This window comes from Streptococcus sp. HMSC078H03, assembly GCF_001808655.1.
GTDB lineage: Bacteria > Bacillota > Bacilli > Lactobacillales > Streptococcaceae > Streptococcus > Streptococcus salivarius_G.
The window spans coordinates 36,131-52,326 of record NZ_KV794123.1 but is presented as its reverse complement, the minus strand read 5'-3'; the positions used below and the strand labels follow the sequence as shown (position 1 = coordinate 52,326).

The following is a 16,196-nucleotide window of genomic DNA, read 5'->3' as shown; positions in this document are numbered from 1 at the left end:
TGTGTCGGCGGTTCGATTCCGTCTCGCGCCATTTGTTTATATTTTGGAAGGGTAGCGAAGAGGCTAAACGCGGCGGACTGTAAATCCGCTCCTTCGGGTTCGGGGGTTCGAATCCCTCCCCTTCCATAGTTACGGGCATAGTTTAAAGGTAGAACTAAGGTCTCCAAAACCTTCAGTGTGGGTTCAATTCCTACTGCCCGTGTTAGTAAAGTGGCGAATGTGGTGAAGTGGTTAACACATCAGATTGTGGCTCTGACATTCGGGGGTTCGATTCCCCTCATTCGCCTATATTTTTGGGGTATAGCCAAGCGGTAAGGCAAGGGACTTTGACTCCCTCATGCGTTGGTTCGAATCCAGCTACCCCAGTTATACTTTGCCGGCGTGGCGGAATTGGCAGACGCGCTGGACTCAAAATCCAGTGTCCGCAAGGACGTGCCGGTTCGACCCCGGCCGCCGGTATAAGTTACACTCCTTAAGGAGTGTTTTTTTGTCTATAGGAGTTTATTTTTTATGTCTGATAAATTTCAGCTTCTCTTAAAACAAATTCGTTTTCCTGAGGATCACGATGCTTTTAAAGAAATTAAAGATGGTTCTATCGAAACAGTAAAGTTATTTAAATCAAAGCGCCAGTGGTTTTTTGTTTTTTCTTTTCCTAGTGTTTTGTCTTATGAGTCTTTTGTTCTTTTTGATAGTTTACTTCACTCTTGTTTTAATTCTTTAGGTGCTAAAGCTTCTTTTGAGATTCGTTTAGTTTCTACTGCTTGCGATGATTCTTTACTTGGAGATTACTTTTCATATGCTTTAGATAGTTTAAAAGTGTCACACTTTTCTATTTACTCTTTATTCTCAAATCTAAAGCTTGAGATTTCGAATAATAGTATTTTTGTTAAGGCTCCAGAGCATATTATAAAGGAAAATTTACAGGATAGATTTATTTTTTTGATATCTAAATCTCTTTCTCAAGTTGGTTTATCTGATGTATCCATTTCTGTTGTCGAAGATAAGGAAGCTTCATCTTCTTTAGAAGAGGCTTACCAAACAAATAAGGTTTCTTTACAAGAACAAGCTGAGTCTCAGGCTAGACAGGCGCTTCAATCTATTATTGAAAGTGCCCCAGCACCGAAACCTGTGATCGAACCATCACAAAATTTTGCTGAGAAACAAAGTCAACGTCAAGCTAGTTTTGATAAGGCTGAAATAACGCCAATGGTTGATATTAATTCTGAAGAGAATCGTGTTGTTTTTGAAGGATATATTTTTGATGTAGAGCAACGTGAAACAAAGACGGGTCGAATTATTATTAATTTTAAGGTAACTGATTATACCTCTAGTTTTGCTATGCAACGATGGGTCAAAGATAGTGATGAGCTCGCTAAGTTCGATATGATAAAAAAGGGGAACTGGGTTAGGGTTCGTGGCCGTATCGAGAATAATCCTTTCACTCATAGTCTGACTATGAATGTGCAAGATATTAAAGAGATTTCCCATACTCCTCGTAAGGATTTGATGCCTGAGGGACAAAAGCGTGTGGAATTTCATGCGCATACCAACATGTCGACTATGGATGCAATGCCAACTGTTGAAGATCTTATTGATACAGCGTCTTCTTGGGGACATCCAGCAGTTGCCATTACTGACCATGCTAATGTTCAGAGTTTTCCTCATGGCTACCATAGGGCTAAGAAAGCTGGGATTAAGGCTATTTTTGGTCTTGAAGCCAATCTTGTTGAGGATAAAGTTCCTATTGTTTATAATTCCCAGAATTTGGAATTAAAAGAAGCAACTTATGTTGTATTTGACGTTGAGACAACGGGCTTGTCTGCTGTTCATAATGATTTGATTCAGATTGCGGCATCAAAAATGCATAAAGGTAATATTATTGAGCAATTTGATGAATTCATAGATCCAGGACATCCTCTTTCTGCATTTACTACTGAGTTGACCGGTATTACTGATAATCATGTTAAGGGTGCTAAACCTTTAGTGCAAGTTTTACAGGAGTTTCAAGAATTCTGTCAAGGAACTGTTCTAGTGGCCCATAATGCGACCTTTGACGTTGGTTTTATGAATGCCAATTACGAAAGACATCAGTTACCAACAATTTCACAACCGGTTATTGATACTTTAGAATTTGCACGAAATCTTTATCCTGAGTATAAGCGTCATGGTTTGGGGCCTTTGACGAAGCGGTTTGGTGTGGCTTTGGATCATCACCATATGGCCAATTATGATGCGGAAGCTACGGGCCGTTTGTTGTTTATCTTCATAAAAGATGTGTTTGATAAGCACGGTTTGACTAATCTAGAACAGTTGAATACGGAGTTGGTTTCTGAAGATTCGTATAAAAAGTCTCGTGTCAAACATGCGACGCTGTATGTTCAGAATCAAACTGGCTTGAAGAATATCTTTAAGTTGGTAAGTTTATCAAATGTCTCATACTTTGAGGGAGTAGCACGTATTCCTCGTACGGTCTTAGATGAGTATCATGAGGGAATCATTGTAGGTTCTGCTTGTGCTGATGGTGAGGTTTTTGATACGCTTTTGTCTCACGGTATTGACAAGGCGGTTGAAGTTGCTAAATATTATGACTTTATTGAAGTTATGCCACCGGCAATTTATGCGCCCTTGATTGCAAAGGATTTAATCAAGGATGAGGCGGCTATAGAACAACTGATTAGAGATTTGATTGAAGTCGCTAATCGTCTGGACAAGCCTGTGCTGGCTACAGGAAATGTACACTATATCAACCCTGAGGATGCCATTTATCGTGAAATCATTGTTCGTGCTTTGGGACAAGGAGCCATGATTAATAGGCCAATTGGTAAGGGAGAAAATGCGAAACCTGCTCCTTTACCTGAAGCTCATTTTAGGACAACTAACGAGATGCTAGACGACTTTGCCTTTTTAGGAAAAGACTTAGCCTATGAAATTGTTGTAACTAATACGCAAGCTATGGCAGATCAAATTGAAGAGGTTGAGGTTGTTAAAAAAGACTTGTACACACCTTTTATTGATCGTGCGGAAGAACAGGTTGCGGAGATGACATATGCTAGAGCGTTTGAGCTCTATGGTAATCCTTTGCCTGATATTATTGACCTGCGAATTGAGAAAGAGTTGTCTTCAATTCTTGGTAATGGATTTGCCGTAATCTACCTGGCTTCGCAGATGCTAGTTAACCGTTCAAATGAACGTGGCTACCTAGTTGGTTCGCGTGGATCTGTCGGTTCTAGTTTTGTTGCGACGATGATTGGAATTACTGAGGTCAATCCGATGCCGCCACATTATCTCTGTCCTAATTGTCAACACTCAGAGTTCATTACAGATGGATCTTATGGATCTGGCTTCGATTTGCCTGATAAGGAATGTTCAGAATGTGGAACGGAATATAAAAAAGATGGTCAGGATATTCCTTTCGAGACCTTCCTAGGTTTTGATGGGGATAAGGTTCCTGATATCGATTTGAACTTCTCCGGTGATGATCAACCATCAGCCCACTTGGACGTTCGTGATATTTTTGGAGAGCAATATGCTTTTCGTGCCGGAACAGTAGGAACTGTTGCAGATCGGACGGCTTATGGTTTTGTTAAAGGTTACGAACGTGATTACAATAAGTTTTACCGTGATGCCGAGGTCGATCGTTTAGCCATGGGGGCTGCGGGTGTTAAGCGAAACACAGGTCAGCACCCGGGTGGTATTGTTGTTATTCCAAATTATATGGATGTCTATGATTTCACACCTGTTCAATATCCGGCTGATGATGTAACGGCTGCCTGGCAGACGACTCACTTTAACTTCCACGATATCGATGAGAACGTGTTGAAGCTTGATATTCTGGGACATGATGATCCGACTATGATTCGTAAGTTGCAGGATTTATCAGGAATTGATCCAAAAGATATTCGAGCAGATGATCCAGATGTAATGAAACTTTTTTCAGGGACTGATATTTTAGGGGTAACACCTGAACAGATTGGGACACCAACGGGAATGTTGGGAATCCCTGAGTTTGGGACTAACTTTGTTCGTGGTATGGTCGACGAGACGCATCCGACGACCTTTGCGGAACTCTTACAGTTATCTGGATTGTCCCACGGAACAGACGTTTGGTTAGGTAATGCACAAGATTTGATTAAGGAAGGTATCGCCACTCTGAAAACAGTTATCGGTTGTCGTGATGATATCATGGTATACCTAATGCATGCGGGATTAGATCCTAAGATGGCCTTCACGATCATGGAACGTGTGCGTAAGGGGATGTGGTTGAAGATTTCCGAAGAAGAGCGTAATGGCTATATTCAAGCCATGCGTGAAAATAATGTTCCAGACTGGTACATTGAATCTTGTGGTAAAATCAAGTACATGTTCCCTAAAGCCCATGCGGCAGCCTACGTTATGATGGCCCTACGTGTAGCTTATTTCAAAGTGCACCATCCTATTTATTACTATTGTGCCTACTTCTCGATTCGAGCTAAAGCATTTGAGCTTAAGACGATGTCTGCGGGTCTTGATGCTGTTAAAGCTCGAATGGAAGATATTAAGGAGAAGCGCCAACGAAATGAAGCGACTAATGTTGAAAATGACTTATTTACAACGCTTGAAATTGTCAATGAAATGTTAGAACGTGGCTTTACCTTTGGTCAGTTGGATCTTTATAAGAGTCAGGCAACTGAATTTCTGATTGAAGGAGATACTTTGATTCCACCGTTTATTGCACTTGAAGGTTTGGGTGAGAACGTTGCTAAGCAAGTGGTTGCTGCGCGTGAAGAAGGTGAATTCCTTTCCAAGACAGAATTGCGTAAACGAGGAGGCCTATCATCAACCTTGGTTGAAAAATTGGATGAAATGGGCATCCTAGGAAATATGCCAGAAGATAATCAATTAAGTCTTTTTGATGATTTCTTTTAATGGCTGAAGAGAATTGTCATCAACTTTGAGAGAATGGAGTCAGTCTCCGTTCTCTTTTTGTTTAGGGGGCTGCATGTGATGCTAAAAAGCCAAAGCTGAGAGGAAACCTTTTTCTTCGTCTTATGGTATACTGATAGAAAATTATAGTTTCAAGGAGTTAATCATGGTTTTACCAAATTTTAAAGAAAATCTTGAGAAATATGCTAAATTACTGGTTGCTAATGGGATTAATGTGCAACCTGGTCACACAGTGGCCTTGAGCATTGATGTAGAACAAGCAGAGCTAGCACACCTCTTAGTTAAAGAAGCCTATGCTTTAGGAGCAGCTGAGGTAATCGTTCAATGGTCAGATGATATTATTAATCGCGAGCGCTTCCTGCATGCTGATATGGACCGCATCGAAGAGGTTCCTGCCTATAAAAAAGCTGAAATGGAATATTTGTTAGCCAAGAAGGCAAGTCGCTTAGGCGTTCGTTCATCAGATCCAGGTGCCCTTAATGGTGTAGCTCCTGAACGTTTATCTGCTCATGCTAAAGCTACTGGGGTGGCCTTTAAACCTATGCAGGTGGCAACTCAGTCTAATAAGGTTAGTTGGACTGTAGCTGCTGCAGCTGGTAAGGAATGGGCTAAGAAGGTCTTTCCTAATGCTTCGAGTGATGAGGAAGCTGTAGATTTACTTTGGGACCAAATTTTCAAGACCTGTCGTGTTTATGAAGAGGATCCTGTACGTGCCTGGAAGGAACATGCTGACCGTTTGGATGCTAAAGCACGCCTACTCAATGAGGCACAATTCTCAGCCTTACACTACCAAGCACCTGGAACAGATTTGACTCTAGGATTGCCTAAAAACCATGTTTGGGAGTCTGCAGGTGCCATTAATGCGCAAGGTGAAGGTTTCCTTCCTAATATGCCAACAGAAGAGGTCTTTACGGCACCAGATTTTCGTCGTGCAGATGGTTATGTCTCAAGCACAAAGCCTCTAAGCTACAATGGTAATATTATTGAGGGAATCAAGGTAACCTTCAAAGATGGTGAAATTGTAGATATCACAGCGGATCAAGGTGATGAAGTGATGAAGAATCTCGTCTTCAACAATAATGGAGCGCGTGCTCTAGGTGAATGTGCTTTGGTTCCAGATCCAAGTCCTATTTCACAGTCAGGCATCACTTTCTTTAACACTCTTTTTGATGAGAATGCATCCAACCACCTAGCTATTGGAGCAGCCTATGCTACCAGTGTTGAGGGAGGGGCAGACATGACAGAAGAGGAGCTTAAGGAAGCTGGTCTTAATCGTTCTGATGTACACGTAGACTTTATGATTGGTTCAAATCAAATGGATATTGATGGTATCCGCCAAGATGGTAGTCGTGTACCAATCTTCCGAAATGGGGATTGGGTAATCTAAGTATGATGGAGAATTTATCATGATTGGAAGTATGATAGTTGGTTTTCTAATTGGCCTTATTGCCTCTGCTATATCAAATAGGGGTGAACGTATGGGCTGTATTGGTAAGACCTTTGTTGGATGGCTAGGTGCTTTTGTTGGTCAGCTTCTTTTTGGAAATTGGGGACCGATGCTAGCAGATACTGCTATAGTCCCTTCGGTACTAGGTGCTGTTATCTTATTAGCCCTTTTTTGGAATCGTAATAGTTAGAAATGAAAGAGTTCTGAGGTATTGGTTAGATATCTAAGGACTCTTTTTTCTTATTTTTTCATTTTCATATACCACTTTTAGAAAAACTGTGGTAGAGTAATAAAAACAGCATCTATTTGGAAAGGACTAGAAATGAGTGACTTAGATAAAAACATGGCTGTAAAAAGTATGGTAGTTATGCGTAAGGCTTTTCGTACCATCGATGCCAAGGTTTCTGAGACCTTTAAAGAATTTAATTTGACACCAACTCAATTTGGAGTCATGGACGTGCTTAATGCTAAAGGACGTATGAAAATTGGCGAATTAATTGACCGCATGCTTGCCACCTCCGGGAATATGACTGTCGTCATTAAAAATATGGAGAAAAAAGGTTGGTTGACGCGAGAGGCCTGCCAAACAGATAAGCGTGCTTTCGAGGTTGATTTGACGGATGAGGGCCGTCGTATTATTCAAGCAGCAATCCCGCCACATCAGCGAGCTATTGAGGAGACTTTTTCCGTTCTGACACCTGAAGAGCAGGCACAGTTGGTAGAGCTCCTGAAAAAATTTAAGAATGTCTGAGCATATTTCTTTATATTTCTAATGGAATTATATATATTACTATGTAGTAGTAAATATTAATTATTAGAAATACAAAGGAAACGTATCATGAAAAACATTCTATTTATCGTTGGGTCTCTTCGCAAGGGATCATTTAACCACCAACTAGCAGAAGAAGCTGAGAAAATGCTAGCTGGTAAAGCTAATATTTCTTATCTTGACTATAGTCAAGTACCTGTTTTTAATCAGGATTTAGAAAGTCCAGTTCTTCCAGTTTTGGCAGAAGTTCGAGAACAGGTCTTGGCAGCAGACGCAATTTGGATTTTCTCACTGGTTTATAATTTCTCAATTCCTGGGCCAGTGAAAAATTTGCTTGACTGGTTGAGCCGTGCCCTTGACCTATCAGATCCTTCAGGGCCATCAGCTCTTCAAGATAAGATTGTAACCGTGTCATCAGTTGCTAATGGTGGTCACAATCAACTTTTTGATGCCTACAAAGACTTGTTACCATTTATCCGTACCCAAGTGGTCGGTGATTTTACAGCGACACGTGTAAATGATACAGCCTGGGCGGATGGGAAATTCCTAGCAACTGAAGAAGTTCTTGAAAGCCTTCAGAATCAAGCGGAAGCTTTGATTGAAGCCATTAAATAAGAATAATGGATACCCGAGGTTTCTAGCTTCGGGTATTTTTATATGCAATAATGAAAAAAAAGACACCCTAAGGTGTCTTCGCATTATGAAGGCGGTAGACGGATTTGAACCGACGATCAAGCTTTTGCAGAGCCGTGCCTTACCACTTGGCTATACCGCCATAACAGATACCATTCTATCGAAAAAAAAAAGATTCGTCAAGTCTCTTTCATCAAATTGACTGGTTGATTGTTCAAACTGCCTATTTACAAGAAACATAAAGAGGTTGAAAGACATTCAACCTCTTTATATTAATTATAACTGTTGAAGATAGATTACTAACACGTAAGTGTTGATTATTGTCTAATCAAGTAATCAAAGGCTCCAATAGCAGCCGTAGCACCAGACCCCATGGAGATAATGATTTGCTTGTAGGCACTATCTGTACAGTCACCTGCAGCAAAAATACCAGGGATATTTGTTGAACCAAATTTATCAACGATAATTTCTTGGCGCTCATTGAGTTCAATACCACTATCTTTGAGCCAAGCAGTACTTGGTACAAGACCAATTTGAACAAAGACACCTTCAAGATCAAGATGTTTTTCTTCGTTTGTATCACGCTCAACGTAATTCAAACCAGTTACATGATCTTGACCAACAATTTCTTTGGTTGCAACGTTCTTAAGAATGGTTAGATTATCAGTTTTAGCAGCTCGTTCTTGTAAGACTTGATCTGCCTTTAATTCAGGTAAGAACTCTAAGACTGTAACATGTTTAGTAATGCCTGCTAAATCTAAAGCCGCTTCCAAACCTGAGTTACCACCACCGATAACTGCAACATTCTTCCCTTCAAATAGTGGACCATCACAGTGTGGGCAGTAAGTAACCCCTTTATTGCGGAATTCTTCCTCGCCAAGAACGTTGATATTACGCCATTTAGCTCCGAGAGCTAGGATAGCAGTTTTGGATTTTAAAACGGCACCGTTAGCCAGTGTCACTTCAATAAGTTCTTTCTTCTCAATGCCAGTAGCTAATTGACTTTTGATGATATCAACATCATAAGATTTCGTATGCTCTTCAACTTGGGCCATTAACTTAGGACCTTCTGTATATAGCGTACCAATCATGTTCTCAATGCCGACTGTCTCGATAACTTGTCCACCAAAGGTTTCTGCTAAAAGACCAGTTTTTAAACCTTTACGGGCAGCATAGATGGCCGCACTGTTTCCAGCAGGACCACCACCAATAACCAAAACATCATAGACACCTTTATCAGCGAAAGCATCAGCATCAAGTGGTCCGTCCAATTTTTCAACAAGCTGTTCAATGGTTGCACGACCAGATGTAAATTCTTCTTGGTCTTTGTAAACCGTAGGAACAGACATGATACCTTTGGCTTTGACCTCATCCTGATACATACCACCTTCAATCATGGTGTGAGTGATATTTGGGTTCAAAACAGCCATTATATTAAAGGCTTGCACAACGTCTGGACAATTGTGACAAGTTAATGAAACATAAGTCTCTAAGTCGATGGGTTTATCAATCTTCTTGATACGTTCGATAGTATCCTCATCAACTTTAGGTGGACGACCAGAAACTTGCAAGAGAGCTAAAATGAAAGACGTGAATTCGTGGCCCATTGGTAAGCCTGAGAAAATAACGCGACTTTTTTGCCCTTTTTGTGCAATACCAAAACTAGGTTGACGTTTTAAATGTGTTGATTCAAGACTAATGCGGTCAGACATAGCGGCAATCTCGTCAAGAAATTCTTTTACTTTTCGAGAATTATCGTCATCCCCTAAATCTGTTTGTAATACAATATCAGATTCTAGTAAATTTAAATATTGTGCTAATTGCGTCTTGATTTCTTTATCTAAGACCATGGATACCCCCTGGTTGTTAAATTTTACCTACAAGATCTAAGCTAGGAGTAAGTGTTTCAGCTCCTTCTTTCCATTTGGCTGGACAAACTTCACCTGGATGTTGGCGAATATATTGAGCAGCACGAACTTTATCAATAAGAGTACTTGCATCGCGTCCAATACCATCAGCGTTGATTTCCATCATTTGGATAACGCCATCTGGATCAATGATAAACGTACCACGTTGTGCGAGGCCATCTTCTCCAAGAACATCAAAACCTTGTGAGATGTGGTGTGAAGGATCCCCAATCATAGGGTAAGTAATAGTTCCAACAACATCTGAGTCATCATGCCAAGCTTTGTGAACAAAGTGAGTGTCAGTAGAGACAGAGTAAACCTCTACACCAAGAGATTTAAGAGCTTCATATTGTTCTTGAAGGTCACCGAGTTCAGTTGGGCAGACAAATGAAAAATCTGCAGGGTAGAAGCAGAAGACCGCCCATTTTCCCTTAACATCTTCATCTGTAACAGTAATGAATTCCCCGTTGTGGTAAGCTTGTGCTGAAAATTCAATAATTTCTTTTCCGACTAATGACAAAATAATGTCCTCCTCTATTTTTGATAGCCTAATTATAAACGAAATACTTATCAACCTCAAAGAAAACGATTGCAATTTTAATAAGGGTGAATTTTTTCTAATGGTCAGACTGATTTTAGAGCTTGTCAAATGTCACTTTTTTTGATAAACTACTATAGTTGCGTAAAGTGACAAATACTCATTCTAAGCCGATTGTGGTCTTGTTGCCGCAGGGTGGGACTGCAAGTCTAAAGCTTAGAAGAGGAAAAAACAATTTTTAAGGAGAAATACTCATGGCAGTAATTTCAATGAAACAACTTCTTGAGGCTGGTGTTCACTTCGGTCACCAAACTCGTCGCTGGAATCCTAAGATGGCTAAGTACATCTTCACAGAACGTAACGGAATCCACGTTATCGACTTGCAACAAACTGTAAAAATGGCTGATACAGCTTACGAATTCGTTCGTGAAGCAGCAGCTAACGATGCAGTAATCTTGTTCGTTGGTACTAAAAAACAAGCAGCTGAAGCAGTAGCTGAAGAAGCAACTCGTGCTGGTCAATACTACATCAACCACCGTTGGTTGGGTGGTACACTTACAAACTGGGATACTATCCAAAAACGTATCGCTCGTTTGAAAGAAATCAAACAAATGGAAGCTGATGGAACTTTCGAAGTTCTTCCTAAGAAAGAAGTTGCACTTCTTAACAAACAACGTGCACGTCTTGAAAAATTCTTGGGTGGTATCGAAGATATGCCTCGCATTCCAGATGTAATCTACATCGTTGACCCACACAAAGAACAAATCGCTGTTAAAGAAGCTAAAAAACTTGGTATCCCAGTTGTAGCGATGGTTGATACAAACGCTGATCCAGATGAGATCGATGTAATCATCCCAGCTAACGATGACGCTATCCGTGCCGTTAAATTGATCACTTCAAAAATGGCTGATGCTATCATCGAAGGTAACCAAGGTGAAGATGCTTCTGCAGATTTCCAAGAAGCAGCTGCAGCTGATTCAATCGAAGAAATCGTTGAAGTTGTCGAAGGTGACAACAACTAATCTTTAAGATTGGTTAGGGCTCGATGCCTACTAAAGATACGACAAACACCTAAGGGGCGGGGCTCAGCCCTGCCCCTTAGTTTGATAAAATAAATTTGGAGAAAAACAAAATGGCAGAAATTACAGCTAAACTTGTTAAAGAATTGCGTGAAAAATCTGGTGCTGGTGTCATGGACGCTAAAAAAGCATTGGTTGAAGTTGAAGGTGATATCGAAAAAGCGATTGAATTGCTTCGCGAAAAAGGTATGGCTAAAGCAGCTAAGAAAGCTGACCGTGTTGCAGCTGAAGGTTTGACTGGTGTTTACGTTAACGGTAACGTTGCAGCAGTTGTTGAAGTTAATGCTGAAACTGACTTCGTTGCGAAGAACGCTCAATTCGTTGAGTTGGTAAACGAAACAGCTAAAGTAATTGCTGAAGGTAAACCAGCTAACAACGAAGAAGCACTTGCATTGACTATGCCTTCAGGTGAAACTCTTGAAGCTGCATACGTAACTGCTACAGCTACTATCGGTGAAAAGATTTCATTCCGTCGTTTTGCAGTTGTTGAGAAAACTGATGCACAACACTTCGGAGCTTACCAACACAACGGTGGACGTATCGGTGTTGTTTCAGTTATCGAAGGTGGAGATGATGCTCTTGCAAAACAAATCTCAATGCACATCGCAGCGATGAAACCAACTGTTCTTTCATACACTGAATTGGACGAACAATTTGTTAAAGATGAATTGGCACAACTTAACCACGCTATCGATCAAGATAACGAAAGCCGTGCTATGGTTAACAAACCAGCTCTTCCACACCTTAAATATGGTTCTAAAGCTCAATTGACTGATGCTGTTCTTGCTCAAGCTGAAGAAGATATCAAAGCTGAGTTGGCTGCTGAAGGTAAACCAGAAAAAATCTGGGATAAAATCATCCCAGGTAAAATGGACCGCTTCTTGCTTGACAACACTAAAGTTGACCAAGCATACACACTTCTTGCTCAAGTTTACATCATGGACGACAGCAAAACAGTTGAAGCTTACCTTGAATCAGTAAATGCTTCAGTAGTAGAATTCGTTCGTTTTGAAGTTGGTGAAGGTATCGAAAAAGCATCTAACGACTTTGAATCAGAAGTTGCAGCTACAATGGCAGCAGCTCTTAACAACTAATTCTAGTTGCTAGATAAAAAGAAAAGAAGTTACGTGAATGAATCGTAACTTCTTTTTTGTTGCTATTAAAAAAACGTCTGAGCATGGCCCAGACGTTGAAAAAGTAATTAATGAGCGAAGGTATTTACACCAAGTAGAAGAGAGAGTGTTCCCATGATGATACCTGCAAGGATAACCCCAAGCATAACAGCAATAACACTACGTTTAAAGTCCCAATCTAGGATAGATGCTGCTAGGGTACCAGTCCAAGCTCCTGTTCCTGGAAGCGGAATTCCCACAAAAAGGAGAAGGGCCCAAAAGACACCCTTATCTCCGGCAGCTTTTTCAAGTTTTTGGCCACCACTGTGACCTTTTTTAAGACACCAGGTAAAGAAGCCACCAATCAGAGGCTTGTCTGCCCCCCATTCGAGGACACGGCGGGCGAAGAAGAAGATAATTGGAACTGGAATCATGTTCCCAATGACACAAAGAATTAGGGCTTGCCACCAAGGGATACCTGAGGCAATAGCAACAGGAACGGCTCCACGGAGCTCAACCAAAGGAATCATAGAGATTAAGAGTGCAATGATGTATTTCATGAGTAACCTTTCATAGGGAAATAAAATAAGAGATAAGACTCAAAATGACATGAGCTTTATCAAGAGTGATAAGACTAGTACTACTGCTAAAGTGCTAAAAAGTACTTGTTGGATTAGGTGGGTCTCAGCCTGTTAAAGTGGATAGAAAATTTGAATCAAACACCTTAAGTAACCTAATATTTTAGTCTTATTTATTGTATCTTATATGGTCTCTAATGACAACTTTAAAAAGCTTTTTGAAGGTATAGTTTCCCATGAGCTGACATTTTTGGTATAATAATAGTCAGTTATAGTCAAATTAGACTGGAGGAATTAAGATGGCAAGAAATACATCAGATAGTATAGAAGAATATATTAAAGAATTGCTGGGCCAGTCTGGAATTGCTGAGATTCAACGCTCGAACTTAGCAGATACTTTTCAAGTTGTACCGAGTCAGATTAACTATGTTATTAAGACTCGTTTTACAGAAAGTCGTGGTTATATTGTTGAGAGTAAACGTGGAGGCGGCGGTTATATTCGTATCGTCAAGGTCAGATTCTCCGACAAGCACCACATGATTAATGATTTGCTTCAGAACTTAGCAGATCAGCTCAGCGAGCAGGTATTTACAGACTTGATTCAGTTGCTTTTTGATGAAAAAATCATCACTGAACGTGAGGGAAATTTGATTTTAGCAACTGCTAGTGATGATGTTTTAGGCGAAGATGCGGCTGCTATTCGTTCGCGTATTCTACGCTCGCTATTACTTAGATTGGATAGAAAAGGAAATTAGATGACGACATATTCAAGAAAAATGCAGGCCATTTTCCATCGTGCTCAGCTTGAGGCAGAGCGTTTTGGAAGTCCTTTCTTGGAGACTTGGCATGTGCTTCTGGCTATGGTTGAGGTTCCAGGATCTGTAGCCTACCTAACATTTACTGATTTTGAGGACCGTATTCGTGCGGAAGAGATTGAGACCGCCGCTGTACTAGCGATGGAGAAAAGTCCAAAAGACTTGTCTGAATCCGATATTATCGATTTACGTGCACAGTCACATGCTTTAGGGGCTATGTTGCAAGAGGCAGAGGGAATTGCTAGTGTGACTGGTGCTGTAGAGGTAGGGTCTGAACATGTATTGATGGCCTTCCTTCTTCATAAGGATTTGATGGTTTGTCGTCTCCTTGAAGTTGCTGGTTTTCAATATAAGGATGACAGCGATAAGCCTCGTATTATCGATTTACGACGTTCTTTGGAGCGTTACGCAGGTCTTAGTAAGCAAGATTTGAAGGCCATTCATGACCTTCGTAAGCCTAAAAAATCAAAGGCATCAGGAAATTTTGCTAATATGATGCAGCCTCCTCAATCTTCTACTGGGGAACTGTCAGATTATACCAAAGACTTAACGGCAGTAGCCGAATCAGGTGCTCTTGATCCTGTTATTGGACGTGAGAAAGAAATTTCACGCATGATTCAGGTTTTGAGTCGTAAAACGAAGAATAACCCAGTTCTTGTGGGTGAAGCAGGTGTTGGTAAGACGGCACTTGCGCTTGGCTTAGCACAGCGTATTGCTTCAGGCGAAGTACCTTTTGAGTTGGCTGATATGCGTATCTTAGAGCTTGATATGATGAGTGTGGTTGCAGGAACACGTTTCCGTGGCGATTTCGAAGAACGTATGAATCAGATCATTGATGAGATTGAAGCTGATGGAAAAATCATTCTCTTTATTGACGAATTGCATACGATTATCGGTTCTGGTTCAGGTATTGATAGCACCTTAGATGCGGCGAATATTTTGAAACCCGCTCTAGCACGTGGAACCCTTCATATGGTTGGAGCAACTACTCAAGCTGAGTACCAGAAGCATATTGAAAAAGATGCAGCTCTTTCTCGTCGTTTTGCTAAAATTACAATTGAGGAGCCAAGTGTACCTGAGGCGATTGATATTCTAAAAGGCCTACGGTCGTCTTATGAAGACTATCATCGTGTAACGATTACTGATGAGGCGGTTGAGATAGCAGTCAAGGCAGCCCACCGTTATTTGACGAGTAAAAACTTACCCGACTCTGCCATTGATCTTTTAGATGAAGCGAGTGCAACTGTTCAAGGTCGTATCAAAAAAGAAGCCAAACGTGAGATAACGCCTTTGGATGAAGCACTTCTATCTGGTGATATGAAGGCTGCTGTTAAACAATATAAGGCTAGCCAAAAAGCAAAATTACCAAAACCTGCCTTGGTAGATGCAAATCAGATTATGCAAACCCTTAGTCGTCTATCAGGTATTCCTGTTGAGAAGATGACACAGGCAGATAGCAAGCGTTACTTGAATCTGGAAGCAGAGCTTCACAAACGTGTTATTGGTCAAGATGAAGCAGTTTCGGCGATTAGTCGTGCTATTCGTCGTAACCAGTCAGGTATTCGTACCGGAAAACGCCCGATTGGTTCCTTTATGTTCCTTGGCCCTACTGGTGTTGGTAAGACAGAATTGGCCAAGGCTTTGGCGGAAGTTCTCTTTGATGATGAGTCAGCTTTGCTTCGCTTTGACATGTCAGAATACATGGAAAAATTTGCGGCTAGCCGACTAAACGGTGCTCCTCCAGGTTACGTTGGATATGATGAGGGCGGTGAATTAACAGAGAAAGTTCGCAATAAGCCTTACTCAGTTCTCCTCTTTGACGAGGTGGAAAAGGCTCACCCAGATATTTTCAACATCCTCTTACAGGTTTTGGATGATGGTGTCTTGACGGATAGCCGAGGTCGTAAAGTTGACTTCTCAAATACCATTATCATTATGACTTCGAACTTGGGAGCGACTGCTCTTCGTGATGATAAGACTGTTGGATTTGGTGCCCAAGACATTTCTCATAATCACCAAGCTATGCAGTCACGTATCATGGAAGAACTTAAGAAGGCCTACCGTCCAGAGTTTATCAACCGTATTGATGAGAAGGTTGTCTTCCATAGTCTAGAGGAAGAACAACTTCGTGAGATTGTCAAGATTATGGTGAAACCGTTGGTATCAGCTTTGGCTGAAAAAGGGATTGACTTGAAATTCCAACCAGCTGCTCTCAAGCATTTAGCTAAAGATGGCTATGATGTTGAGATGGGTGCTCGTCCATTACGTCGTACGATTCAAACTCAAGTGGAGGACAAGTTATCTGAGCTCTTACTAGGTGGTCAAGTAGTTAGTGGACAAACTCTTAAAATCGGCTGCTCGAAAGATAAATTAACCTTTACAGTAGTGTAAAAAT

Annotated in this window: 12 protein-coding genes and 6 tRNA genes; 14 read left to right on the top strand and 4 right to left on the bottom strand. The window is 40.9% G+C overall.

The genetic code is table 11. The annotated features are described in order from the left end of the window. Window positions 1-45 precede the first annotated feature (45 nt). The 10 genes from HMPREF2607_RS09975 to HMPREF2607_RS09930 all read left to right on the top strand — a co-directional run bounded on the left by HMPREF2607_RS09975 (window position 46) and on the right by HMPREF2607_RS09930 (window position 7,754). Window positions 46-126 (top strand) — tRNA-Tyr (locus tag HMPREF2607_RS09975). A gap of 5 nt (window positions 127-131) precedes the next feature. After that, a tRNA-Trp gene (locus HMPREF2607_RS09970) sits at window positions 132-202 on the top strand. 11 nt (window positions 203-213) lie between these two features. Further along, a tRNA-His gene (locus HMPREF2607_RS09965) sits at window positions 214-286 on the top strand. A gap of 8 nt (window positions 287-294) precedes the next feature. Further along, window positions 295-366 (top strand) — tRNA-Gln (locus HMPREF2607_RS09960). 9 nt (window positions 367-375) lie between these two features. Then, a tRNA-Leu gene (locus HMPREF2607_RS09955) sits at window positions 376-459 on the top strand. A gap of 51 nt (window positions 460-510) precedes the next feature. Further along, complete coding sequence (locus tag HMPREF2607_RS09950; RefSeq protein WP_070476874.1) at window positions 511-4,905, top strand: PolC-type DNA polymerase III; 4,395 nt, start codon at window positions 511-513, stop codon at window positions 4,903-4,905. A gap of 163 nt (window positions 4,906-5,068) precedes the next feature. Next, a complete protein-coding gene (locus tag HMPREF2607_RS09945) occupies window positions 5,069-6,310 on the top strand; it encodes an aminopeptidase (RefSeq protein ID WP_014633779.1) in 1,242 nt (413 codons plus the stop codon). Window positions 6,311-6,329: 19 nt separating this feature from the next. Further along, entirely contained in the window at window positions 6,330-6,560 is a 231-nt protein-coding gene (locus tag HMPREF2607_RS09940) for a GlsB/YeaQ/YmgE family stress response membrane protein (protein WP_002889604.1), read from the top strand. A 132-nt stretch (window positions 6,561-6,692) separates the two neighbouring features. Beyond that, window positions 6,693-7,121 carry a MarR family winged helix-turn-helix transcriptional regulator gene (locus HMPREF2607_RS09935; RefSeq protein ID WP_002886332.1) on the top strand — a complete coding sequence of 143 codons (429 nt, stop codon included), beginning with the start codon at window positions 6,693-6,695 and terminating at the stop codon, window positions 7,119-7,121. Window positions 7,122-7,208: 87 nt separating this feature from the next. Continuing rightward, a complete protein-coding gene (locus HMPREF2607_RS09930; protein ID WP_070476872.1) occupies window positions 7,209-7,754 on the top strand; it encodes an NAD(P)H-dependent oxidoreductase in 546 nt (181 codons plus the stop codon). Between the two features lie 89 nt (window positions 7,755-7,843). On the opposite strand, the gene HMPREF2607_RS09925 is transcribed toward HMPREF2607_RS09930, so the two are convergent. From HMPREF2607_RS09925 to ahpC, 3 genes are all read right to left on the bottom strand, one after another. Continuing rightward, window positions 7,844-7,914 (bottom strand) — tRNA-Cys (locus HMPREF2607_RS09925). A gap of 175 nt (window positions 7,915-8,089) precedes the next feature. Next, a complete protein-coding gene (gene ahpF, locus HMPREF2607_RS09920) occupies window positions 8,090-9,622 on the bottom strand; it encodes an alkyl hydroperoxide reductase subunit F (RefSeq protein ID WP_021143436.1) in 1,533 nt (510 codons plus the stop codon). Window positions 9,623-9,638: 16 nt separating this feature from the next. Further along, window positions 9,639-10,199 (bottom strand): alkyl hydroperoxide reductase subunit C, encoded by a 561-nt coding sequence (ahpC, locus tag HMPREF2607_RS09915; protein ID WP_002886340.1) that lies wholly within the window; start codon window positions 10,197-10,199, stop codon window positions 9,639-9,641. Window positions 10,200-10,471: 272 nt separating this feature from the next. On the opposite strand from ahpC, the gene rpsB reads away from it, so the two are divergent. Next, window positions 10,472-11,239: a 30S ribosomal protein S2 gene (gene rpsB / locus HMPREF2607_RS09910; protein ID WP_002886342.1), complete on the top strand. Its 768-nt coding sequence runs from the start codon at window positions 10,472-10,474 to the stop codon at window positions 11,237-11,239. 110 nt (window positions 11,240-11,349) lie between these two features. Then, window positions 11,350-12,390: a translation elongation factor Ts gene (gene tsf, locus HMPREF2607_RS09905; RefSeq protein ID WP_002886343.1), complete on the top strand. Its 1,041-nt coding sequence runs from the start codon at window positions 11,350-11,352 to the stop codon at window positions 12,388-12,390. 107 nt (window positions 12,391-12,497) lie between these two features. On the opposite strand, the gene HMPREF2607_RS09900 is transcribed toward tsf, so the two are convergent. Further along, window positions 12,498-12,968, bottom strand: coding sequence for a COG2426 family protein (locus tag HMPREF2607_RS09900; protein ID WP_004182164.1), 471 nt, complete (start codon window positions 12,966-12,968; stop codon window positions 12,498-12,500). Between the two features lie 317 nt (window positions 12,969-13,285). Between HMPREF2607_RS09900 and HMPREF2607_RS09895 the strand changes: the two genes are divergently transcribed. Both HMPREF2607_RS09895 and HMPREF2607_RS09890 read left to right on the top strand, forming a co-directional pair. After that, the gene (locus HMPREF2607_RS09895) at window positions 13,286-13,741 is read left to right on the top strand and encodes a CtsR family transcriptional regulator (RefSeq protein ID WP_014633783.1); all 456 of its coding nucleotides are present in this window, start codon (window positions 13,286-13,288) and stop codon (window positions 13,739-13,741) included. After that, window positions 13,742-16,192 carry an ATP-dependent Clp protease ATP-binding subunit gene (locus tag HMPREF2607_RS09890; RefSeq protein WP_021143437.1) on the top strand — a complete coding sequence of 817 codons (2,451 nt, stop codon included), beginning with the start codon at window positions 13,742-13,744 and terminating at the stop codon, window positions 16,190-16,192. Window positions 16,193-16,196 lie beyond the last annotated feature (4 nt).

Excerpts from the sequence above, each read along its gene's own strand:
- rpsB (WP_002886342.1), top strand. The coding sequence starts at position 10,472 with ATGGCAGTAATTTCAATGAAACAACTTCTTGAGGCTGGTGTTCACTTC.
- HMPREF2607_RS09950 (WP_070476874.1), top strand. The coding sequence starts at position 511 with ATGTCTGATAAATTTCAGCTTCTCTTAAAACAAATTCGTTTTCCTGAG.
- HMPREF2607_RS09940 (WP_002889604.1), top strand. The coding sequence starts at position 6,330 with ATGATTGGAAGTATGATAGTTGGTTTTCTAATTGGCCTTATTGCCTCT.
- ahpF (WP_021143436.1), bottom strand. The coding sequence starts at position 9,622 with ATGGTCTTAGATAAAGAAATCAAGACGCAATTAGCACAATATTTAAAT.
- HMPREF2607_RS09900 (WP_004182164.1), bottom strand. The coding sequence starts at position 12,968 with ATGAAATACATCATTGCACTCTTAATCTCTATGATTCCTTTGGTTGAG.
- HMPREF2607_RS09945 (WP_014633779.1), top strand. The coding sequence starts at position 5,069 with ATGGTTTTACCAAATTTTAAAGAAAATCTTGAGAAATATGCTAAATTA.
- tsf (WP_002886343.1), top strand. The coding sequence starts at position 11,350 with ATGGCAGAAATTACAGCTAAACTTGTTAAAGAATTGCGTGAAAAATCT.
- HMPREF2607_RS09930 (WP_070476872.1), top strand. The coding sequence starts at position 7,209 with ATGAAAAACATTCTATTTATCGTTGGGTCTCTTCGCAAGGGATCATTT.
- HMPREF2607_RS09935 (WP_002886332.1), top strand. The coding sequence starts at position 6,693 with ATGAGTGACTTAGATAAAAACATGGCTGTAAAAAGTATGGTAGTTATG.
- HMPREF2607_RS09895 (WP_014633783.1), top strand. The coding sequence starts at position 13,286 with ATGGCAAGAAATACATCAGATAGTATAGAAGAATATATTAAAGAATTG.
- HMPREF2607_RS09890 (WP_021143437.1), top strand. The coding sequence starts at position 13,742 with ATGACGACATATTCAAGAAAAATGCAGGCCATTTTCCATCGTGCTCAG.